This window comes from Pectobacterium araliae (genome assembly GCF_037076465.1).
Taxonomy (GTDB): domain Bacteria; phylum Pseudomonadota; class Gammaproteobacteria; order Enterobacterales; family Enterobacteriaceae; genus Pectobacterium; species Pectobacterium araliae.
On record NZ_AP028908.1, the window covers coordinates 173,641 to 196,497 of the forward strand.

Annotated in this window: 20 protein-coding genes and 4 tRNA genes; 23 read left to right on the plus strand and 1 reads right to left on the minus strand. The window is 51.6% G+C overall.

The window, feature by feature from the left end:
* Window positions 1–74: 74 nt before the first annotated feature.
* From trxA to AACH44_RS00845, 18 genes are all read left to right on the plus strand, one after another.
* The gene (trxA, locus tag AACH44_RS00760) at window positions 75–401 is read left to right on the plus strand and encodes a thioredoxin TrxA (protein WP_107168973.1); all 327 of its coding nucleotides are present in this window, start codon (window positions 75–77) and stop codon (window positions 399–401) included.
* 488 nt (window positions 402–889) lie between these two features.
* Window positions 890–2,149, plus strand: a complete 1,260-nt coding sequence (rho, locus tag AACH44_RS00765) for a transcription termination factor Rho (RefSeq protein WP_025919665.1) — start codon at window positions 890–892, stop codon at window positions 2,147–2,149.
* A gap of 214 nt (window positions 2,150–2,363) precedes the next feature.
* Window positions 2,364–3,461, plus strand: a complete 1,098-nt coding sequence (gene wecA / locus AACH44_RS00770) for a UDP-N-acetylglucosamine--undecaprenyl-phosphate N-acetylglucosaminephosphotransferase (protein WP_261846848.1) — start codon at window positions 2,364–2,366, stop codon at window positions 3,459–3,461.
* A gap of 21 nt (window positions 3,462–3,482) precedes the next feature.
* On the plus strand, window positions 3,483–4,529 hold the full coding sequence (gene wzzE / locus AACH44_RS00775) for an ECA polysaccharide chain length modulation protein (RefSeq protein WP_261846847.1): 1,047 nt from the start codon (window positions 3,483–3,485) through the stop codon (window positions 4,527–4,529).
* A 67-nt stretch (window positions 4,530–4,596) separates the two neighbouring features.
* A complete protein-coding gene (gene wecB / locus AACH44_RS00780) occupies window positions 4,597–5,727 on the plus strand; it encodes a non-hydrolyzing UDP-N-acetylglucosamine 2-epimerase (protein WP_261846846.1) in 1,131 nt (376 codons plus the stop codon).
* A gap of 43 nt (window positions 5,728–5,770) precedes the next feature.
* A complete protein-coding gene (gene wecC / locus AACH44_RS00785) occupies window positions 5,771–7,033 on the plus strand; it encodes a UDP-N-acetyl-D-mannosamine dehydrogenase (protein ID WP_261846845.1) in 1,263 nt (420 codons plus the stop codon).
* A complete protein-coding gene (gene rffG, locus AACH44_RS00790; RefSeq protein WP_261846844.1) occupies window positions 7,024–8,097 on the plus strand; it encodes a dTDP-glucose 4,6-dehydratase in 1,074 nt (357 codons plus the stop codon). Before wecC ends, rffG begins: the two co-directional genes overlap by 10 nt.
* 37 nt (window positions 8,098–8,134) lie before the next feature.
* Complete coding sequence (gene wecD, locus AACH44_RS00795; protein WP_261846843.1) at window positions 8,135–8,866, plus strand: dTDP-4-amino-4,6-dideoxy-D-galactose acyltransferase; 732 nt, start codon at window positions 8,135–8,137, stop codon at window positions 8,864–8,866.
* Window positions 8,867–8,870: 4 nt separating this feature from the next.
* Window positions 8,871–10,001: a dTDP-4-amino-4,6-dideoxygalactose transaminase gene (rffA, locus tag AACH44_RS00800; protein WP_261846842.1), complete on the plus strand. Its 1,131-nt coding sequence runs from the start codon at window positions 8,871–8,873 to the stop codon at window positions 9,999–10,001.
* 1 nt (window position 10,002) lies between these two features.
* Window positions 10,003–11,253: a lipid III flippase WzxE gene (gene wzxE / locus AACH44_RS00805; RefSeq protein ID WP_261846841.1), complete on the plus strand. Its 1,251-nt coding sequence runs from the start codon at window positions 10,003–10,005 to the stop codon at window positions 11,251–11,253.
* Entirely contained in the window at window positions 11,250–12,335 is a 1,086-nt protein-coding gene (locus AACH44_RS00810) for a TDP-N-acetylfucosamine:lipid II N-acetylfucosaminyltransferase (RefSeq protein WP_261846840.1), read from the plus strand. Before wzxE ends, AACH44_RS00810 begins: the two co-directional genes overlap by 4 nt.
* The gene (wzyE, locus tag AACH44_RS00815) at window positions 12,332–13,723 is read left to right on the plus strand and encodes an ECA oligosaccharide polymerase (protein WP_261846839.1); all 1,392 of its coding nucleotides are present in this window, start codon (window positions 12,332–12,334) and stop codon (window positions 13,721–13,723) included. Before AACH44_RS00810 ends, wzyE begins: the two co-directional genes overlap by 4 nt.
* A complete protein-coding gene (gene wecG / locus AACH44_RS00820; RefSeq protein ID WP_261846838.1) occupies window positions 13,720–14,469 on the plus strand; it encodes a lipopolysaccharide N-acetylmannosaminouronosyltransferase in 750 nt (249 codons plus the stop codon). The genes wzyE and wecG overlap by 4 nt, the downstream gene beginning before the upstream one ends.
* A gap of 298 nt (window positions 14,470–14,767) precedes the next feature.
* Complete coding sequence (thrP, locus tag AACH44_RS00825; RefSeq protein WP_261846837.1) at window positions 14,768–16,159, plus strand: bifunctional threonine/serine APC transporter ThrP; 1,392 nt, start codon at window positions 14,768–14,770, stop codon at window positions 16,157–16,159.
* Window positions 16,160–16,298: 139 nt separating this feature from the next.
* Window positions 16,299–16,375 (plus strand) — tRNA-Arg (locus AACH44_RS00830).
* 116 nt (window positions 16,376–16,491) lie between these two features.
* Window positions 16,492–16,567 (plus strand) — tRNA-His (locus AACH44_RS00835).
* 52 nt (window positions 16,568–16,619) lie between these two features.
* Window positions 16,620–16,706, plus strand: a tRNA-Leu gene (locus AACH44_RS00840).
* 43 nt (window positions 16,707–16,749) lie between these two features.
* Window positions 16,750–16,826 (plus strand) — tRNA-Pro (locus tag AACH44_RS00845).
* Window positions 16,827–16,947: 121 nt separating this feature from the next.
* Here AACH44_RS00845 and AACH44_RS00850 read toward each other — a convergent pair.
* Window positions 16,948–18,249 (minus strand): histidine-type phosphatase, encoded by a 1,302-nt coding sequence (locus AACH44_RS00850; RefSeq protein WP_261846836.1) that lies wholly within the window; start codon window positions 18,247–18,249, stop codon window positions 16,948–16,950.
* A 248-nt stretch (window positions 18,250–18,497) separates the two neighbouring features.
* Here AACH44_RS00850 and purB point away from each other — a divergent pair, with 248 nt between their 5' ends.
* The 5 genes from purB to AACH44_RS00875 all read left to right on the plus strand — a co-directional run bounded on the left by purB (window position 18,498) and on the right by AACH44_RS00875 (window position 22,784).
* Window positions 18,498–19,862 (plus strand): adenylosuccinate lyase, encoded by a 1,365-nt coding sequence (gene purB, locus AACH44_RS00855; protein ID WP_261846835.1) that lies wholly within the window; start codon window positions 18,498–18,500, stop codon window positions 19,860–19,862.
* Window positions 19,863–19,871: 9 nt separating this feature from the next.
* A complete protein-coding gene (locus AACH44_RS00860; protein WP_261846834.1) occupies window positions 19,872–20,414 on the plus strand; it encodes a GNAT family N-acetyltransferase in 543 nt (180 codons plus the stop codon).
* The gene (locus AACH44_RS00865; protein ID WP_261846833.1) at window positions 20,411–21,202 is read left to right on the plus strand and encodes an amino acid ABC transporter substrate-binding protein; all 792 of its coding nucleotides are present in this window, start codon (window positions 20,411–20,413) and stop codon (window positions 21,200–21,202) included. Before AACH44_RS00860 ends, AACH44_RS00865 begins: the two co-directional genes overlap by 4 nt.
* A 139-nt stretch (window positions 21,203–21,341) precedes the next feature.
* Window positions 21,342–22,013 (plus strand): amino acid ABC transporter permease, encoded by a 672-nt coding sequence (locus AACH44_RS00870; RefSeq protein WP_261846886.1) that lies wholly within the window; start codon window positions 21,342–21,344, stop codon window positions 22,011–22,013.
* 9 nt (window positions 22,014–22,022) lie between these two features.
* Window positions 22,023–22,784, plus strand: a complete 762-nt coding sequence (locus AACH44_RS00875) for an amino acid ABC transporter ATP-binding protein (RefSeq protein ID WP_261846832.1) — start codon at window positions 22,023–22,025, stop codon at window positions 22,782–22,784.
* The last annotated feature ends 73 nt before the right edge of the window (window positions 22,785–22,857 follow it).

A 22,857-nucleotide genomic window follows, 5' to 3' on the forward strand; every position in this document is an offset into this window, starting at 1 on the left:
GGGCCTTGCTCTTGCACGTTTTGTCCTGCACCTTGAAATCTATTGGGTATATAAATAATCCTGTGGAGTAAAATATGAGCGATAAAATAATTCACCTGACTGATGACAGCTTTGGTACGAAAGTATTGCAGGCTGATGGCGCTATCTTGGTTGATTTCTGGGCTGAGTGGTGTGGTCCTTGTAAAATGATCGCTCCTATTCTGGATGAAATTGCCGAAGAGTTTGAAGGTAAACTGACGGTGACCAAGCTGAACATTGATGAAAATCCTGCAACTGCACCGAAATATGGTATCCGTGGCATTCCTACACTGTTGCTGTTTAAAAACGGCGAAGTCGCGGCGACAAAAGTCGGCGCACTGTCCAAAGGGCAACTGAAAGAGTTCCTGACGGCAAACCTGTAATTAGCTTGCCCCCTTGAAAGGGGGTTGCCGATGAGCGCGATCGGTCAATATGCAATTCTCATATTGACTGCTTGCTGCTCGTCGGGAAGCGTGTTAGATTCTTCACCACTGCATATCGTACTTGCCTATGTTTAAGTCCTTAGGCTTAAGCCTGAAAGTTAGAGTCTAAAGCATTATTCTGTGTCGAAATCGAAAGAACATTGTTTTACAAAGTCTTTTTTGCAAAATAATTGTTTAACACATTTGTGATCCGATTTGGGCAGTCTACGAGTTTTACAATAATTGGTTTTATGTGTCTTCGATCTCCTGCCGTTGATTTATGCGGATATCGTTTATGCGGATGTCGTTTTGCGCGGATTTAATGCGCTTCAGGTGTGAAACCAGACAGGAATCCGGTGGTTGAAGGCTGTTATAGAGGCACGGATGATCCTGCCATACCATTCACGTTACTAGTTCGAGATTTACCCCGAGTTAAAGAACCCACCACTATGAATCTTACCGAATTAAAGAATACGCCAGTTTCTGAGTTAATTACTCTTGGCGAAAATATGGGGCTGGAAAATCAGGCCCGCATGCGTAAACAGGATATTATCTTCGCGATTCTGAAGCAGCATGCCAAAAGCGGCGAGGATATTTTTGGCGATGGCGTGCTGGAGATTCTGCAGGATGGCTTCGGCTTTCTCCGCTCCGCAGACAGCTCCTACCTCGCAGGCCCCGATGATATCTACGTTTCTCCCAGCCAAATCCGCCGTTTCAACCTTCGCACTGGTGACACCATTTCTGGCAAGATTCGCCCGCCGAAAGAAGGTGAGCGCTATTTTGCCCTGCTGAAAGTTAACGAAGTTAACTACGACAGACCTGAAAACGCCCGTAACAAAATCCTGTTCGAAAACTTAACACCACTGCATGCAAACTCTCGTCTGCGTATGGAACGGGGTAACGGTTCGACAGAAGATCTGACGGCGCGTGTGCTAGATCTGGCTTCACCGATCGGCCGTGGTCAACGTGGTTTGATCGTTGCACCGCCGAAAGCGGGTAAAACCATGCTGCTGCAGAACATCGCGCAGAGTATTGCTTACAACCATCCTGACTGTGTGCTGATGGTGCTGCTGATTGACGAACGTCCAGAAGAAGTGACTGAGATGCAGCGTCTGGTGAAAGGTGAAGTGGTTGCATCAACGTTTGACGAACCCGCTTCCCGTCACGTTCAGGTTGCTGAAATGGTGATCGAGAAAGCGAAGCGTCTGGTTGAGCATAAGAAAGACGTTATCATCCTGCTGGACTCCATTACCCGCTTGGCGCGTGCTTATAACACCGTTGTTCCGGCGTCGGGTAAAGTGTTGACTGGTGGTGTGGATGCTAACGCCCTGCATCGTCCGAAGCGTTTCTTCGGTGCTGCGCGTAACGTTGAGGAAGGCGGTAGCCTGACCATCATCGCCACCGCGCTGGTTGATACCGGTTCTAAGATGGACGAAGTGATTTACGAAGAGTTTAAAGGTACAGGTAATATGGAACTGCACCTGGCGCGTAAAATCGCAGAAAAACGCGTGTTCCCGGCGATTGACTACAACCGTTCCGGTACGCGTAAAGAAGAATTGCTTACGACCTCTGAAGAATTGCAGAAGATGTGGATTCTACGCAAAATCATCCATCCAATGGGCGAGATCGATGCGATGGAATTCCTCATCAACAAGTTGGCGATGACGAAAACCAACGATGAATTCTTCGATATGATGAAACGTTCATAAATCCGGGCGTTCATCTATTACGGATAACTCGGGGAACGCCACGCTGGGTCGTGGCGTTTTTTTATCCCCTATCCCCTAATTGGTCGGATGTGAATGTGTTGTCTGCGGGAAAGGTGCAGCTACCACTTCAATTTGTACTGGCGATCAACATGGGCGATAGGATATAAGGCGTAAACCGAGTCTATACTGAACAGCTACAGCGCAGCTGTTAACGGTGAACTTACTCACTATGAGTACCGAATTACTATTTATTTTCTTGTTTTCTTTGGGCTTTCTTTTTTTTGCTCGCGGCATTGCGGGTAAAATAGGACTTGTCGATCGTCCCAATTACCGTAAACGCCATCGGGGTCTTGTGCCTCTGGTCGGCGGCATTTCTGTGTATGCGGGTATCTGTTTTACCTACTTTATTACCGATCAATACATCCTCAACTTCCGTCTTTATCTGCTATGCGCAGGTGTGCTGGTGTTTGTCGGCATGCTGGACGATCGTTTTGATATCAGCGTGAAAATTCGTGCCGTTGTGCAGGCGTTTGTCGCGGTGGTGATGATGGTCTTTGCTGGCTTGACGATACACAATCTAGGGCACATTTTCGGTCCATGGCAGATGGGGCTAGGGCCGTTTGGCTATCTGGTTACGTTGTTTGCCGTTTGGGCTGCGATCAATGCGTTCAACATGGTCGATGGGATCGATGGGCTGCTCGGTGGATTATCCAGTGTCTCATTTGGGGCGATGGGGATTTTGTTGTATCTGAGCGGCCATACGAATCTGGCATTGTGGTGTTTCGCCATGATCGCGGCGACCTTACCTTACATTTTGCTCAATCTCGGCATGTTTGGACCACGCTACAAGGTATTCATGGGCGATGCAGGTAGCACGATGATTGGCTTCACGGCTATCTGGCTCTTGATTCAGACGACGCAAGGCCCGCAGCATCCGATTAATCCGGTTACGGCACTGTGGATTATCGCTATCCCGCTGATCGATATGATCGCCATTATGTATCGACGTTTGCGTAAGGGAATGAGTCCGTTCTCGCCTGATCGGCAGCATATTCATCATTTAATGATGCGAGCCGGTTTTTCTTCCCGTCAGGCGTTTGTGCTGATTACGCTTGCTGCCGCCTTGTTAGCCGTGGTCGGCGTCTTGGGAGAATATTTCTTTTCCGTACCTGAGTGGGTCATGTTGGCATTATTCTTGCTTGTGTTTTTACTGTATGGCTACTGCCTGAAACGAGCATGGCGGGTCGCCCGTTTTATCAAGCGAGTCAAACGCCGTATGCGGCATTCCGATGAGCAAAAGCAGTCATCCTGACCAAATAACTTTGGGGAAGTAATGAAATCAGAGAACTTGTCTAGTGGGAATGCGTTGATTGATAACGAACTGGATATCCGTGGTTTATTTCGCCAGTTGTGGCGTGGGAAAGTTTGGCCGATAGCGATTGGTCTGCTCTTTGCCATCGTCGCATTAGGCTACTCCTACCTGGTGAAACAGGAGTGGAGTGCGACAGCGATTACCGACAAACCAACGGTCAATATGTTAGGAGGGTATTATTCGCAGCAGCAGTTCCTGCGTAACCTCGACGCGCGATCTTTTTCCACCCCTCCGGCTGAACAACCGCCTATTTCAGCAGATGCTTACGGTGAGTTCATTATGCAATTAGCGGCCTATGACACTCGCCATGATTTCTGGTTGCAGACCAACTATTACAAGCAACGTCTGGAAGGTGATGCCAAGGCTGATGCAGCCCTGCTAGATGAAATGGTCAACAATATTCAGTTTACGGCGCGCGATGATGGTAAAAAAACCAATGATTCCGTTAAGTTAGTGGCTGAAACTTCTGCGGATGCGAATACGTTGCTCCGCCAGTATGTGGCCTTTGCCAGCCTGCGTGCTGCCAGCCATCTGAATGAAGAAATTAAGGGGGCTTGGGCTGCCAGAACCATTTTCATGAAGTCGCAGATCAAGCGTCAGGAAGCGGTAGCAAAAGCGATTTACGATCGTGAAGTGCGCAGCGTTGAACTGGCGCTGAAGATCGCACAACAGCAAGGTATTAGCCGTAGTCAGACGGATACACCGGCTGATGAAGTCCCCGCATCGGAGATGTTTCTGCTTGGCAGGCCGATGCTCCAAGCCCGACTGGAGACGCTACAGACCAGCGGTCCTCACTACGAACTGGATTACGATCAAAACCGTGCGATGTTGGCAACGCTGAACGTTGGGCCAACGCTTGAAGCCGCTTTCCAGACGTATCGCTATTTGCGGACGCCGGAAGAACCGGTAAAGCGTGACAGCCCGCGCCGGGCATTTCTGATGGTGATGTGGGGTGCGATTGGTGCGCTCATCGGGGCGGGTATTGCCTTGGCTCGCCGTCCGCGCTAACTGGCTTGCTGATTTGCATTGGATGCTCAGTGAGCATCTGCGTCTAACCTGATTAAAGAGATTCAATGTGAAAGTGTTGACTGTTTTCGGCACCCGGCCGGAGGCCATTAAAATGGCGCCGCTGGTTCATGCCTTGGCTCAGGATGGAGCCTTTGAATCGAGAATTTGCGTAACAGCCCAGCACCGAGAGATGCTGGATCAGGTGCTGCGTTTGTTCGATATTACGCCGGATTACGATCTGGATATTATGCGACCGGGGCAGGGACTCAGTGAGATCTCCTGCCGGATTTTATCGGGGCTTGAACCCGTTATGGCGGAGTTCAAACCGGATCTCGTGTTGGTACACGGCGATACCACTACGACGTTGGCAACCAGTCTGGCGGCTTTTTATCAGCGTATACCGGTCGGTCATGTAGAAGCGGGTTTGCGCACGGGTAACCTGTATTCGCCTTGGCCGGAAGAAGCCAACCGTAAGCTGACGGGACACTTGGCGATGTACCACTTTGCCCCGACGGAGAATTCCCGACAAAATTTGCTGCGTGAGCACTTGTCCGATCGACATATTTTTGTCACGGGCAATACGGTGATTGACGCGTTGTTTTGGGTGCGTGACCGAATCGTCGGCGACGCGACGCTACGCCGCAGTCTCGATGAAAAATATGCCTTTTTGGATGACAACAAGAAGCTGATTCTGGTTACCGGGCATCGACGTGAAAGTTTTGGCGGCGGTTTTGAGCGCATTTGTAGCGCGCTGGCAGATATTGCCCTGCGACACCCCGAAGTGCAGATTGTGTACCCTGTTCACCTGAACCCTAACGTTAGTGAGCCGGTGAACCGTATCCTGAGCGGTATTGATAATGTGATGCTGATTGCACCGCAGGACTATCTGCCTTTTGTGTATTTGATGAATCGCTCTTACATGATTTTGACCGACTCGGGTGGCATTCAGGAAGAAGCCCCGTCGCTAGGCAAGCCGGTATTAGTGATGCGCGATACGACGGAACGGCCGGAGGCGGTGGAAGCGGGTACAGTTAAACTGGTCGGTACGGAAGTGGCGAGTATTGTCGATGCGGTGTCTATGCTGTTGACGGACGAAGAGGCGTATCAGGCAATGAGCCACGCTCATAACCCCTTTGGTGATGGTCAAGCCTGTCAACGCATCGTTGATGCTTTAAAAAATCGCCAGGAGCGATTTTAAACGTCGCTATGCGACGGCCCGACATAAAAATTATGGTGATACTATGAGCTTTACTACCATTTCCGTCATCGGTTTGGGCTACATCGGTTTACCCACCGCTGCGGCCTTTGCGTCACGCCAGAAAAAAGTCATCGGTGTCGATGTGAACAAACTGGCGGTCGAAACCATTAATCGCGGCGAAATCCATATCGTCGAACCCGATTTGGGTACGTTGGTCAAGGTCGCGGTAGAAAATGGTTACCTTCAGGCGATGACGAAGCCTGTACCGGCCGATGCCTTTCTCATTGCCGTTCCTACCCCTTTCAAAGGCGATCACGAGCCCGATCTGGCCTATGTTCAGGCGGCAGCGGCGTCCATCGCGCCTGTTCTGAAGAAAGGCGATCTGGTGATTCTGGAATCGACTTCCCCCGTGGGAGCGACGGAACAAATGGCCGAGTGGCTGGCCGATGCGCGCGCGGATTTGACGTTTCCGCAGCAGGCCGGGGAAACGGCGGATATCAATATTGCCTATTGTCCTGAACGTGTACTACCCGGTCAGGTTGTGGTGGAACTGATTAAGAACGATCGCGTTATTGGCGGTATGACGCCCGTGTGCTCTGCTCGCGCGAGCGAACTGTACAACATCTTCCTCGAAGGTGAGTGTGTGGTTACTAACTCCCGCACCGCCGAAATGTGTAAGCTGACCGAAAACAGCTTCCGCGACGTTAACATTGCTTTTGCCAATGAACTCTCGCTGATTTGTGCCGAACAAAACATTAACGTATGGGAACTTATCCGATTGGCAAACCGCCACCCTCGCGTCAATATCCTGCAACCCGGTCCTGGCGTTGGCGGGCACTGTATTGCGGTCGATCCTTGGTTCATCGTGGCGCAGAATCCGCAGCAGGCGCGGTTGATTCATACCGCTAGACTGGTGAACGATGGCAAGCCGCTCTGGGTGGTGGATCGCGTAAAAGCGGCTGTGGCGGATTATCTGGTGCAAACGGATAAACGTGCGAGTGAAGTTACGGTTGCCTGCTTTGGGTTGGCGTTCAAGCCCGATATCGACGATCTGCGCGAAAGCCCTGCGGTAGGGATTACCTCCATGATTGCACAATGGAATACGGGTGTGACGTTAGTCGTCGAACCGAATGTCAAACACCTGCCGTCCGTGTTGGCCGGGCAGGTAAAATTGGTCGATACCCTCAGCGCATTAAAAGAAGCCGATGTGCTCGTGATGCTGGTAGACCACCATCAGTTTAAAGCGATTAACCCAGAAGATGTGAAACAACAGTGGATCATTGATACCAAAGGAGTATGGCGTTGAAACGTATTTTAATTACCGGTGGAGCCGGGTTTATTGGTTCAGCATTGGTCAGAGTCATTCTGACTGAAACTCAGGACAGTGTCGTTGTGGTCGATAAACTGACCTATGCGGGGAACCTGTCTTCGCTGGCACCGGTTGCCGATAGTGAACGTTTTGCCTTCGAGCGGGTGGATATCTGTGATCGCGCTGAACTGGATCGCGTCTTTGCGGCCTACCAGCCCGCGCTGGTGATGCATCTGGCGGCAGAAAGCCACGTCGATCGCTCTATCGATGGCCCGGCGGCGTTTATCGAAACCAATATTGTTGGCACCTATACGATGCTGGAAGCGGCGCGCCACTACTGGCAGAACCTGGCTGATGCCGATAAGAAGGCGTTCCGTTTTCACCATATCTCTACCGATGAAGTGTTTGGTGACCTGCACGGGACGGACGATCTGTTTACCGAAACCACGCCTTATGCGCCAAGCAGCCCTTATTCCGCATCGAAAGCCTCCAGCGACCACCTTGTTCGCGCCTGGCTGCGTACCTACGGGTTCCCGACGGTTATCACCAACTGCTCGAATAACTACGGCCCTTACCATTTCCCTGAGAAGCTGATTCCGCTGGTGATCCTGAATGCGGTCGCGGGCAAACCGTTACCCGTTTACGGTGACGGCGCGCAAATCCGTGACTGGCTGTTTGTCGAAGACCACGCTCGCGCACTGTACAAAGTGGTGACGGAAGGCGAAATCGGTGAGACGTACAACATCGGTGGCCACAACGAACGTAAAAATATCGAAGTGGTGCAGACGATTTGTGCGCTGCTGGAAGAGCTAGCACCGAATAAGCCTGCTGGCGTGGCGCATTATCGCGATCTCATTACCTACGTGAAAGACCGTCCAGGCCACGATATGCGTTATGCGATCGATGCTGGGAAAATTGAACGTGAACTGGGCTGGCGTCCAGAAGAAACGTTTGAGACAGGCATGAAAAAAACGGTCAGTTGGTATCTGAATAACGAGAAATGGTGGCGCAGCGTGCAGGACGGTTCCTATACCGGCGAGCGCTTAGGGCTGAACGACTAAATTTCGTGGTATATGGCAGAAAAGAGAGGGCGAAACGATGACCCATCCGGTATCAGCAGGACAGGGAGAGATTCGCGCCACGGTTGAGCTGCTGGGCTGGGAGAGCGAGTTCTTTCAGATTGGCAGCGGTAAGCTGAATTTTTCGCCTTCTGCGCCTGTGTTGACGCCCGATGCACTGAATGCATTTGCGCTGACGCAGGCCAAAATTGCGGCGGACAATCTGGGATTGGCGGATGCATTGGCCGACCTCGGTTTCCGATTGGTGGAAGGCGAGGTCGATCTCAGTCTTTCACTGGAACGGGCTACCGTAGTGATGCCGCTACCGCGCTGGCGTGAAGCCTCGCTTGACGATATTCCTGTGCTGAGGGACGCGGCATCACGTGTTTTTGCACTGAGCCGCTTTCGTTCCCCGTGGTATCAGCCGGAAGATAGTGGGCGCTTCTACGCGCAGTGGATGGAAAATGCCGTGCGTGGCACGTTCGACCACTGCTGTTTACTGGTGGAAGATGCTGTCGGTACTCCACAGGGATGGGTCACGCTACGTAGAATGGATGACACGGATGCACGTATCGGGCTACTGGGCGTTTGGCCGGGTGTTACCGCACGGGGCATTGGTTCACAGCTGATGGCGTTGGCGGAAGCGTGGTGCCGACAACAAGGTTTGATACGTCTTCGGGTCGCGACGCAGGTTGGTAATGTGGCGGCGCTTCGTCTTTATCTTCGCCGTGGTGCCACGATTGAGGACACGGCGTATTGGTTATACAGGTAATTACATGATTCCATTTAATGCGCCACCGGTTGTTGGTACGGAACTGGATTATATGCAGGCTGCCATAAGCAGCGGTAAATTGTGCGGTGATGGTGGCTTTACCCGCCGCTGTCAGCAGTGGCTGGAGCATTACTCCGGCAGTAAAAAAGTCCTGCTCACACCTTCCTGCACGGCTTCGCTGGAGATGGCGGCGATTTTGCTGGACGTTAAACCCGGCGATGAAGTGATCATGCCGAGCTACACGTTTGTTTCCACCGCCAACGCCTTTGTGTTGCGCGGTGCGAAGATCGTGTTTGTCGATATCCGCCCGGATACCATGAACATTGACGAAACGAAGATCGAAGCGGCAATTACGGAAAAAACGCGCATTATCGTGCCCGTTCACTATGCAGGCGTGGCCTGTGAAATGGACGCGATTATGGCGCTGGCGAAGAAATACGATTTATATGTCGTGGAAGATGCCGCGCAGGGCGTGATGTCCAGCTACAAAGGCCGCGTTCTTGGCTCTATCGGCCATATCGGCTGTTTCAGCTTTCACGAAACCAAAAACTACACTTCGGGCGGTGAGGGCGGAGCCACGCTGATTAATGACGCCAGGTTGGTGGAACGCGCGGAAATCATCCGTGAAAAAGGCACCAACCGGAGCCAGTTTTTCCGCGGACAGGTGGACAAATACACCTGGCGGGATATCGGTTCAAGCTACCTGATGGCGGATATTCAGGCTGCCTACCTCTGGGCCCAGTTGGAAGCGGCGCGTCCGATCAACGAACGTCGGCTGAAACTGTGGCAGAACTACTACGCGGCCTTTAAATCGCTGGCTGATGCCGGGCGACTTACCCTGCCGACCGTGCCAGCTAATGGCATTCATAACGCGCACATGTTTTATATCAAACTGCGCGATCAGGACGACCGCAACGCGTTTATCAATTACATGAAAGAAGCGGAAATCATGACGGTCTTTCATTATATCCCGCTGCATAGCTGTCCGGCGGGTCTGAACTTCGGTCGTTTCTCTGGTGACGATCGCTACACGACGCAGGAAAGCGAACGGCTGGTGCGTTTACCGCTGTTCTACAACCTCTCGGACGTCAATCAGCGGACCGTTATCAATACCATTCTGAGCTTCTTCTCCTGATATGTCGTTGGCGAAAGCATCGATATGGACGGCAGGTTCCACGCTGATAAAAATCGGCGCGGGGCTGGTGGTCGTCAAACTGCTGGCGGTCACGTTTGGCCCCAGCGGTGTGGGAATGGCGGGGAATTTCCGCCAACTTATTACGGTGTTAGGTGTGTTAGCCGGTGCCGGGATCTTTAACGGTGTCACTAAGTACGTCGCAGAGTATCAGCAACAGCCGGAACGACTGAAGCCGCTGCTCGGTACGTCTGTCACGCTGGTGTTGGGGTTCTCCACCTTTCTGGCAATGCTCTTTCTGGTGGCCGCAACGCCTATCGCCAATCTGTTGTTTGGGCATGATGACTATCGCGATGTGGTACGTGCGCTGGCGTTTATCCAGATGGGTATCGCCTACGCCAACTTGTTTCTGGCGATCCTCAAAGGCTATCGGGATGCGATAGGCAACGCGCTGGCTGTTATCGGGGGTAGCTTGATTGGGCTGGCGGCCTTTTGGCTCTGCCTGCGGCTGGGTGGCTATGTTGGTGCGCTCGCAGGGCTGGCGCTGGTGCCTGCATTGTTGGTGATTCCGGCAGGCATTATGCTATTACGGCGTACACCGCTGGCGCTGGCATCGCTAAAACCGGCGTGGGATCGCGTCATCGCCGGACAGCTGGGCAAATTTACGCTCATGGCGTTGATGACGGCGGTGACGCTGCCCGTTGCGTACATCATGATGCGTAACCTGCTGGCGGCACATTACAGCTGGAACGAAGTGGGTATTTGGCAGGGTGTCAGCAGTATTTCCGATGCTTATCTGCAATTTATTACCGCTTCTTTTACCGTGTATCTGTTGCCGACGCTCTCGCGCTTGACGGATAAGTCTGCACTGGCGCAGGAAATTGTTCGTTCGCTGAAATTTGTGCTGCCCGTCGTGGCGGGCGTCAGCTTTTGTGTGTGGCTGCTGCGAGATGTTGCCATCTGGCTGCTGTTCTCCAGCGAGTTCACGGCAATGAGAGATCTCTTCGTTTGGCAATTGATAGGCGATGTAATGAAAGTGGGCGCTTACGTCTTTGGCTATCTGGTCATTGCGAAAGCGGCGCTGCGCTTTTATCTGCTCACGGAAGTGAGCCAGTTTCTCCTGTTGACCGGTTTTTCTCACTGGTTGATTCCGCTTTATGGCGCACAAGGCGCAGCGCAGGCCTATATGGCAACCTACCTGGTCTATTTTTTGCTTTGTTGTTGCGTATTCATTATTTACCGTAGGCGAGCATGACGACACTGATTCATGTATTGGGATCTGATATCCCGCATCATAACCAGACCGTTTTACGTTTTTTTAACGACGTACTGGCGACGGAACTCCCCGAGCATCAGGTTCGGCATTTTATCGTGGCTTCTCACGACGGCATTTCGCCGGCCGATTTTCCTGCATTGCGTATCGAAACCTGCGTGGATAAAAAAACGCTGGCTGAAGCGGTTATCGCCAGAGCGAAAGCGAACCGTAAGATGCGCTTTTTTCTGCATGGGCAGTTTAACCCCACGCTGTGGCTGGCGCTGCTGCGCGGGAAAATCAAATCTGAGCAGGTTTACTGGCACGTTTGGGGCGCGGATTTGTATGAAGAAGCGAGCAGCCTGAAGTATCGTCTGTTTTATCTGCTGCGACGGATGGCGCAAAAGCGTGTCGGACACGTGTTTGCCACGCGTGGCGATCTGGCGTGGTATCAGCAGCGTGCGCCTCGCGTGCCGACGTCATTGCTGTACTTCCCTACACGGATGGATCCAGCGCTAACAGGCATGCAGGTGGATAAACCACTTGCTGGGCCGATGACGATTCTGGTCGGCAATTCTGGCGATCGCACCAATCGTCATCAGGAAGCGTTGCAGGCGATTCACAAGCAGTTCGGGAGCAATGTGCGGGTTATTGTGCCAATGGGTTACCCTGCGAACAACGCGTCTTACATCGCACAGGTGGAAAAGGACGGTTTGGCGCTGTTCGGTGTGAAAAATTTCCAACTGCTGAAAGACCAACTGGCGTTTGATGATTATCTCAACATGCTGCGCACCTGTGATTTGGGCTATTTTATTTTCGATCGCCAGCAGGGGATCGGGACGTTATGCCTGCTCATTCAGTTTGGTGTGCCGTTCGTGATCAGTCGGCAAAACCCGTTCTGGCAAGACCTGACGGAACAAGGTCTACCCGTGCTGTTTTACGGTGACCAGATGGATGAAGCGTTGGTGCGCGAGGCGCAGCGACAACTGGCATCAGTCGATAAGCACCAGATTGCGTTCTTCAATCCCAATTATCTACAAGGCTGGCGCGATGCGCTGGCGTTGGCAGCGGGAGAACCGACATGACGTTGGGGCAATTTGGTGGGCTGTTTGTCGTCTACCTGATTTCCGTCATTTTTATCCTGAGCCTGACCTGGATGGAGTTTCGCCGGGTGCGTTTTAATTTTAACGTGCTATTTTCCCTACTCTATTTATTGACGTTCTATTTTGGTTTTCCGTTTACCTGTGTGCTGGCGTTCCGGTTTGGCGTTGACGTTGTCCCTGTGCAGTACCTGCTGCAGGCGATGCTGTCCGCGACGGCATTCTATGCCATCTATTACGTCAGCTATAAGACGCGACTGCGCCAGAAAAGCGCTGTGCCGCGCGCGCCACTCCTGACCGTGAATCGGGTTGAAGCTAACCTAACCTGGCTGCTGCTGGCGTTGATTGCGGTCGCGACCGTCGGTATTTTCTTTCTCAACAACGGTTTCCTGCTGTTTAAGCTGCGTACTTATAGCCAGATATTTTCCAGCGATGTGTCTGGCGTGGCGTTGAAACGCTTTTTCTACTTTTTCATTCCGGCAATGCTGGTGGTGTATTTTCTGCGTCAAACGCAGCGGGCGTGGTTCCTGTTCCTCGTTGGAACGGTCGCTTTTGGAATGCTGACGTATGTGATTGTCGGTGGCACGCGCGCGAATGTGATCATCGCCTTCGCTCTGTTTCTATTTATTGGTATCCAGCGCGGCTGGATTACGCTCTGGATGTTAGTCGCCGCTGGCGTGTTTGGGATTGTCGGGATGTTCTGGCTGGCGCTGAAACGCTATGGGCTGGATGTCAGCGGCGATTATGCTTTTTATACCTTCCTCTATTTAACGCGTGACACCTTCTCACCTTGGGAAAATCTGGCGCTGCTGTGGCAGAACTATGACAAGATTGAATTTCAGGGATTGGCTCCGATTGCCCGTGATTTTTACGTCTTTATTCCTTCCTGGCTCTGGCCGGACCGCCCGAATCTGGTGTTAAACAGCGCCAACTACTTCACTTGGGAAGTATTGAATAATCACTCTGGGCTAGCGATATCCCCCACGCTGTTGGGCTCGCTGGTGGTAATGGGCGGCGTATTGTTTATCCCGCTGGGGGCGATCGCCGTGGGGCTGGTTATCAAGTGGTTTGACTGGGTGTACGAGCTAGGGAAGAACGATAGCAATCGCTATAAGGCTGCTATCTTGCAGGCGTTCTGCTTCGGTGCTGTATTCAATATCATTGTGCTGGCGCGTGAGGGTGTCGATGCCTTCGTGTCACGCGTGGTGTTTTTCTGTCTGATTTTTGGCCTGTGTCTGCTCGTGGCGAAGTTGCTTTACTGGCTGTTGGAAAGCGCCGGACTCATCCGGCAGCGTCTGATGCGCGTACGTGCCACGCCGCTAGCACCGACACCCAGCACCGTACAGGATCCTGTGATAAAGGAGCAGATATGACAGTGTTGAAAACGACAGGGGCCATTCCTCGGTATACTATTCGTGGTTTGCCCATTCATGGTTTTCGTAATATGGCGCAGTTTGTTGACTATCTGTTTGCAGGCGAGCGGGTTGAAACGGGTACGCTCGTCGCGATTAACGCTGAGAAAGTGTTAACGGCGGAAAAAGACGTGGCGCTGCGCACGTTGCTCGATCGCGCAGAGTACAAGTATGCGGACGGTATCAGCATTGTGCGTTCCATACGGCGCAAATATCCAGAGGCTGACGTCGCACGTATTGCGGGTGCAGACCTGTGGGAAGCGCTGATGGAACGGGCAGGCAAACAGGGAACGCCGGTGTTTCTGGTGGGGGGCAAGCCTGATGTGTTGGCACAAACGGAAGCGAAACTGCGGGCACAGTGGAACGTGAATATTGTCGGCAGTCAGGATGGCTATTTTACGCCGGAGCAGCGCGATGCGTTGTTTGAGCGCATTCGTGACAGCGGCGCACAAATTGTTACCGTCGCGATGGGGTCACCACGGCAGGAAATCCTGATGCGCGATTGTCGCCACCACTACCCTGATGCGCTGTATATGGGTGTCGGTGGCACGTACGACGTCTTTACTGGACATGTGAAACGCGCTCCGCTCGTGTGGCAAAATTTAGGGTTGGAATGGCTGTATCGCTTGTTGTCCCAGCCGGGTCGTATTTTTAGGCAGTTTAAGTTATTGAAATATATTGTCTATCACTACAGTGGTCGCCTGTAGCTTCACTGAGTTGGTGCGTTTAACGCGCCAACCTTGCTCCACAACCTTTCCTCACAATATATAAACCTGATTTCTTATTCCTATTCGATTTTAATTGTCTGTTTACTCGTCAATCAGAAATACAGAATTCTATCTTTGGCGTATTCATCATCCTTGATATGTTATTCAAACCCACATTACGGTATTTTCATGGCCGCCAATTTGAGGCGAGGAACATTTTTTTCATAGATAGCATTTCTGAAATAAGAACAATAACCGACAACAGTCGGGATAAGCACAACATAAAGACAGAGGATATATGGCAGAAGATATAAAGCAGGAGAAACTCCATCGGGGGTTGGAAGCCCGGCATATTGAGCTGATTGCGCTGGGTGGCACGATCGGTGTCGGGCTGTTTATGGGCGCCGCCAGCGCGCTGAAATGGGCGGGGCCATCAGTCTTGTTGGCCTATATTGTTGCTGGGATTTTCGTTTTCTTCATCATGCGCTCAATGGGCGAAATGCTCTATCTGGAGCCGGTCGCGGGATCGTTTGCCGTCTACGCACATAAATACATGAATCCCTTCTTCGGTTATCTCACCGCGTGGGGCTATTGGTTTATGTGGATGGCGGTCGGGATTTCGGAAATTACCGCCATTGGCGTATATGTTCAGTATTGGTTCCCCGATTTACCGCAGTGGATACCCGCTATTGCCGCGGTGGCGCTGGTGGCGGGCGCAAACCTTGCGGCAGTCAGGCTGTATGGCGAAATCGAATTCTGGTTCGCAATGATAAAAATAACCACGATCATCGTGATGATCGTGGTTGGTGTTGGCATTATTTTCTTTGGCTTTGGTAACCACGGTCAGGCGACCGGATTCAGCAACTTGACTGAACACGGTGGCTTCCTGGCCGGAGGCTGGAAAGGCTTGCTGTTCGCACTCTGTCTGGTGGTAGCGTCCTATCAGGGTGTTGAGCTGGTGGGCATTACGGCAGGCGAGGCGAAAAATCCACAGGTGACGCTGAAGCGTGCGATCAATAACATTCTGTGGCGCATTCTGATTTTCTATGTCGGCGCGATCTTCGTTATCGTCACCATTTTTCCCTGGAATGAAATCGGTACGTCCGGTAGCCCGTTCGTATTGACGTTTGCCAAAATCGGTATCACGGCGGCGGCAGGTATCATCAACTTTGTGGTGCTGACGGCCGCGTTGTCTGGCTGTAACAGCGGCATGTATAGCTGTGGGCGTATGCTGTATTCGCTGGCTAACAACCGTCAGCTTCCTGCCTGGCTAGGTAAAGTGACGGCCAGTGGTGTACCGGCGGCAGGCGTCATGGTTTCTATTCTTTGTCTGGTGGCTGGGTCGCTCCTGAATTACGTTATCCCTAACCCGGAAAAAGTCTTTGTTTATGTGTATAGCGCCAGCGTGCTGCCAGGCATGGTGCCGTGGTTTGTGGTGTTGATCAGCCAACTGCGTTTTCGTGAGCAGCATCGTGCTGCGCTGGCCGCACATCCGTTTAAATCGATACTGTTCCCGTGGGTAAACTACCTGACGATGGCATTTTTGCTGTGTGTGCTGGTGGGAATGTATATAAATATCGATACGCGGATGTCTTTATTGGTCGGTATCGCCTTTTTAGCCGTGGTTAGTCTGTGCTATTTTGCGCTGGGATTGGGCAAAAAAACGTCGCTGGCAGGGGGTAAATCGTAGTGTTTAGGGGCGGGAAGCGCGGATTTGTACGTTATTTAGCTTGAAATGAACAAAGCATAAGCAAACGCATCATTTCGATAAAAAAGCACTAGACAGCCAGTCGCTAAGTCCGTAATATCCCGTCCCGCAACGGCGCTAAGCGCCCGTAGCTCAGCTGGATAGAGCGCTGCCCTCCGGAGGCAGAGGTCTCAGGTTCGAATCCTGTCGGGCGCACCATTATATTCTGTATGAAGTATGTTGTGTGCAAGAGCTGCGGTGGTACACTTTTTTTCGTAAAGAAAGTATCCCGTAAAAAGGAAGTACCGCGTAATAAGATGTAAAATGTGGTGATGGTGGCTATAGCTCAGTTGGTAGAGCCCTGGATTGTGATTCCAGTTGTCGTGGGTTCGAGTCCCATTAGCCACCCCAGATTTAGCAGTAAGTTAGCGATTTTTCGTTAATAAAATAGTTTGTGAGTTATGCGAAGGTGGCGGAATTGGTAGACGCGCTAGCTTCAGGTGTTAGTGTTCTTACGGACGTGAGGGTTCAAGTCCCTCTCTTCGCACCACACAAACTGAGAACATCAGTGATGTTCACAAAAGCAGTACATTCGGCGAGTAGCGCAGCTTGGTAGCGCAACTGGTTTGGGACCAGTGGGTCGGAGGTTCGAATCCTCTCTCGCCGACCAATTAAAAAAAAAGCACATCGAAGGATGTGCTTTTTTTTCGTTTGTAATTAGCCTTTTCTTGTAAAACCCTGGCGGGTTCACCCACCCGACAGGGTATTGCTGTTCCTGATGAGATCGTGAGCTATGGCGCGTAATACACCGTCGCTAACGCGCTGCTATCGATACTTTTCCGCATTGATTCCAGCGTGGTATCAAAAGGACACAGTGTGCCTTGTTCTGTCCGCTGACAGTGCTGAGCGGTAAACTCTTCTTTCAGTAATGGCTGTTGCTCGCCTAGCGGCGTCAGTGAACGAATCTGATCCAACGACTGTGTTTGGAAATAAATACGCACAAAACGCTGCTGAGTCGTGGTATCGCGCCAGCGTTCGAAGACCAGACTGCCCGCTGGCGGAATGTTATCGGCGGTATCACCGGGTAGCAGCCAGTGAAACTGCAACAGTGTGCGCAGATAGGCGACGTTGGTATCATGCGCAACATACAACAAATAAGGTGCTGTCGGCGGCTCGCCTTGTGCTGTGTCCTGTTCTTCTTGTGTCCCTTGCGCGAGTGCCTGTGCGATTTGCTGCATCAATAGCGAACCGCCGCGCTGTGCGATATAGGGAACATCATTAGTGACGTCGTATTTAGCGGTCATTGGAGCCATCAAGGGTGTGAGATCCTGCGTGTTGCGCGCATGACCGAAGGCAACCTGTGCTAGCGGCAGGTTTTCGCTATATTCCAGCAGGAAAACCTCGCTCATATTCGCCAGCGTATTGAGACCGCTGATAGACGTCGAACCGTCTTTATCCTGTTTGAGCGCCCACGGTTTATCAAACACCGGGCAGGGTTTGTCTGCTGCGCATACGACCTGCTTCAACAGTTTGATACTGGGCTGAAGACGCTGATAGGCGGTATCCAAGTCGCCTCCCATCGCTTTCAACACCTCGGCCTTTGCCCGTTCGGGGTCAAGTGTGCCAATCCCCATTTTATCGCCGTGGAACAGCGGATCGTGCTTTTCATCCACAACGGCATGGGTGACAACGCCACAACCGGGAAACATGCCGTCCATATAGGCCTGCGCGGTTGCGCGAGTGCGCTGTAGCGGGCTGGCAAGCACATAAATTTGCTGTTCTGGCGGGCAACCCGAAGCGAACAGATGCTGTTGACGATAATATTCGCCCTCATAGCGGCCTTTTAGCACGGTGGCGGCGTAGCCATGTCCGGTTAACTCGCCATCTCTTGTTACCCACAGCGGCCATTGTCGTGCCGTGCCGGATTCTAACGCGGTCGTGTTGGACTCTGTCGGGGGGCGAACGCCATGGCGGCTGACTTCAACCACCTTCTCCAACTGGTAGCGATCCTGAGCCTGGGTAGAGAACGTTGAAATAATAGGTATGACAATCAATAAAATACGGAGCATTCGCGATGAGTGGTGAGAAAGCATGATAATCCTTCGTCAGCAGTGATACGAACAGGGGATTTCATTGTAGAGAGGGGAAAGTGACAAGTGGGTTTCTTTGCCTAAGGAAGAGTGTTAGCGAACATTTCCAGATGCATACTTTGCAATCAAACTTTTCGTTCTAAGATAGACCCGAAAGGTATAAGGCGCATAATTTCCGCATGTTATATTTTTAAAAATTAAAAAGACGACATAAAACCCCGCCTGATAAATCCAACACTAACGAGTTAATTATGGCATCACATCTTATTGATTTTCTTCTTATAGGGAATAATTTTGGCACGCCTGAAATGCGCGGTGTTTGGTCTGAGCATAACCGCCTGACTAAACAGGTCGAAGTAGAAGTTGCCCTGGCGCTTGCCGAGGGTGAGCTGGGTGTCATTCCACTGGATGCGGCAAAAACCATTGCAGAGAACGCTGACGCAAGCACGCTTAACGTTGAAGAGATTGCAAAAGATGCCGCGCGCATGAAGCACTCTCTAATGCCGACGATTGCCGCGATTCAGAAACAGTGCGGCGCTGCGGGTGAGTTTATTCACTACGGCGTGACCACGCAGGATATTGTCGATACCGCAACCGTGTTACAACTGAAACAATCTTTTGATATTGTCGTCAGAGATACACAATTGTTGGCCGTTGAGCTGAAACGTCTGGCGAAGAAATACCAACATACGCTGATGGCTGGCCGTACCCACGGTATGCAGGCGCTGCCCACCACGTTTGGCTTCAAACTGGCTGTTTGGCTGGATGAGTTTATCCGTCACCTTGAACGTCTGGGTGAAATCAAAGAGCGTGTTTTGGTCGGCAACATCAATGGGGCCATTTGCACCTATGCCTCTTTTGGCGAACAAGGGCCGGAAATCGAGCGTTTGACGCTGGATAAACTGGGGCTGAATACGCCGAATATCGGCTGGCAGTCTGCCCGCGATCGCTTCTCCGAATATGCCTCCGTTACGGTTCTGATCAGCGGTACGCTGGGCAAAATCGGCAACGAACTGTATAACCTGATGCGCACCGAGATTAACGAAATCGAAGAGCCGTTCTCTGAAGGGAAGATCGGTTCTACCACGATGCCGCATAAACGTAACCCTGCCGCGTTGGAAGGGCTTGCGAGCCTGACGGCTCCGCTGTTTAAGAGCGCCGCGCTGATTCATGAATCCATGAAAGTTGAACATGAGCGTGATGCAATGAGCTGGCGTGCAGAGTGGATCGCGCTGCCGGAAATCAATATCTATCTGTCCGCTCAGCTTCAGAACGCGCTTGGCATTCTGCGTGGCATGTCTGTTAACGAGAAGCAGATGCTGGCGAACCTCGATTTGCAAAATGGCCTGCTGTTATCCGAGAAAGTGATGTTCGAGATTGGCAAACGTCTCGGTAAGCAGACCGCCCACCATTTGGTTTACGAATGCTCTATGCAGGCATTTGAGCAGAATCAGTCTTTTAAATCGGTACTGCTGGCTCATCCGGTGCTTTCCGAACAGGTGACGGCCGCCGATCTGGACGAATGGCTGAATCCGGCTAACTACGTCGGCAGTGCGCCGCAGAAGGTTGATGATGTGATTCGCTATGCGGATAACTCCGGCCTGTTGCCAGCATAAGGTGAAACCATGAGTATCGTATTTCGTCAGGCTACGCTTGCGGATGATGAAACTTTTTTGGCGCTGGCGCTGGCGGCGTTTGAGCCGATTCGTCAGTTAGGTATCAATTTTTCTGCTGCCCATGCGGATATTGGCATGGTGCGCACGCATATCGCCTCACACGGTGTGTATGTGATGGAAAAAGGCGGAGAGATGGTGTCGTCATTTACCATCCGCTATCCGTGGGGGCCGGAGCCAGGCCCGTTCGGTCTACCGCATTTGGGCTGGTTTGCGACGCACCCTGGCTATAAAAAACAGGGATTGGGTAAGCAAATGATGAGCTGGTTGGAAGAAGAAATTCTGATTAACCAGCTCAAAGCACCGGCGGTGTCGTTGGGCACTGCGCAAAACCACCCATGGCTGATTGAGATGTACAGAAATTATGGTTTCAAGGAAGTCGGGCAGACGAATCTGGGAAAAGGACACCTGACCATCTGGATGGAAAAAATCCTTGATAACCCATTATATGACCAGTGGAAAGATAAAAACTCAAAAAGAGAGGCAGTAAAATGATGAAAAAAGTAACGTTGTCTGTTCTGGCGCTGACGACCGCCTTTCTTGTTGCCGGCTGTGATTCTGGGAAGAGCGGCACCGAGCAGGAAAAAGTATTGAAAGTGGGTTCAACAGGCCAGAGTTATCCAAGTGGTTTTAAGCAAGATAACAAGTTGGTTGGGTTTGACGTTGAAGTGACAGAAGCGATTGCTAACGATCTGAACTACAAAGTTGAGTGGGTTACCGCTGATTTCAGTGGCTTGATGGGGCAATTGGAAGCGAAAAAGCTGGATACCGTGGCAAACGTGGTCGCCATTACCCCTGCGCGTCAGGAAAAATACAATTTTGCCCAGCCGTACAGTTTCTACGGCAGCCAGATTGTGACGCACAAAGACAACACAGACATTAATACATTGGCCGACCTGAAAGGGAAGACGGTTGCCGGGGTTCTGGGCTCTAACCACGTTAACAACCTGAAAAAAGCCTTTGCCGATGGCAGCGTAACTATCCGTACCTATGAAACGCGTGATGGCGCGATGAATGATGCACTGTCTAAACGTGTTGAAGGCTACGTGAATTCACGTCCGATTCTGTTGGCTGAAATCAATAAACGTAACCTGCCATTCAAGCTGGTTGGCGAACCGCTGGTGATTGAAAAAGTCAGCTTCCCGTTCCATAAAGACGAGAAAGGCGATGCGCTGCGTAAACAGTTCGATGCGCAATTGACGAAAATGCGTGAAGATGGACGTCTGAAATCTATCTCCGAGAAATATTTTGGCGAAGACATCACGGTATCACCGGCTAAATAACCTCGCGCTGTCATCTCGGTTGAGTTGTCATTTCGCTTGATGACTTGTTATGTCGCCAGATGATTCGTTATAGCGTCAATAGTCATAACCCCGTTCCACCGGCGCAGTATGGCCGGTGGAAGCATTAATGGTATTACTTATGAATATCGATCTTGCCTACCTGTTAAAGGTCTTTCCCCAGGTATTAATGTATCTGCCAACCACGCTGTTCCTTGCCGTGGTGTCGATGTTTTTTGCTATGATTCTCGGCCTTATTCTGGCGTTAGTCCGTGAAAGCAAGATCGTCGCGGTAGTAAAAATCGTCGAACTGTATATCTCGCTGTTCCGCGGCATTCCGTCGCTGGTTCAGTTGTTTATTATCTATTTCGGCCTGCCGCAGCTATTCCCCGGCTTATCCAATTTGGATGCGATGACGGCTGCGATTATCGGTTTTAGCCTGAAAACCTCCGCTTATATGGCAGAGATTTTCCGTGCGGGTCTGGCCTCGGTGGATTTCGGCCAGACGGAAGCGGGTCTATCCATTGGCATGAGTAAAGCGCAGGTCTATCGCCGCATTGTGTTGCCTCAAGCCATGCTGAATGCGCTGCCAGCGACAGGTAACACCTTTATTTCCCTGATTAAAGATACCTCGGTGGCCTTTGCGCTGGGCGTCTCCGAACTGTTCGCAGAAGGCAAAATGATTGCTGCTGAATCTCTGCGTTTCTTTGAGACCTTCCTGGTTGTGGGTCTGATTTACTGGATGGTGATTGTGGTTTACGCCTGGCTGCAAAAGCAGTTGGAGAAGAAACTGAATCACTCGCTACAGCGCTAAGGGGCTGACATGATCAGTGTAAAGAATCTTTCTAAACGCTTTGGCGATCAGGTGGTGTTGGACAACATTAGTCTGGATATCGCGAAAGGCGAAGTGGTGGCGATTATTGGTCCATCAGGTTCGGGTAAATCCACGCTGCTGCGCTGTCTGAACCTGCTGGAAACGCCAGAGTCAGGCACGATCGAGATTGGTGAGCAAACGCTGGATACGCGTCGTTACTCTTCTAAAGCGGCTTATGCGCTGCGTCGTCAGACGGCGATGGTGTTCCAGAATTACAATCTGTTTAAGAACAAGACGGCGCTGGAGAATGTGACGGAAGCGCTGATTGTTGTGAAAAAAATGCCGAAGAAGCAGGCGGATGAAATCGGTCTGGCGCTGCTGGAGCAGGTCGGCCTGTTGCCGCAGGCGGCACAGTATCCGGTGACGTTGTCTGGCGGGCAGCAGCAGCGCGTGAGTATTGCCCGTGCGCTGGCGGTCGATCCGAAAGCCATTTTGTTTGATGAACCGACCTCGGCGCTGGATCCGGAAAGGGTACACGAAGTGCTTCAGGTGATTCAGAAGCTGGCGAAGAATGACACCACGATGGTGATCGTTACCCATGAAATGCAGTTTGCGAAAGAAGTGGCCGACCGGGTGATCTTCATGGCGGATGGTCACATCGTTGAGGAAGGCCCCGCGGAGCAGGTGATTAGCTTCTCGGACAACCCGCAAACCCAGCGTTTCCTGCGTCAGTTGACCAAGCTGCCTGAGCCGCTTGAGTACGATATTTAACGCATACGTAGATACACCTGCACGCCTGAACAAGGCCGCCCTGCCAGACGGGGCACGATAATGTGGAGCAAGA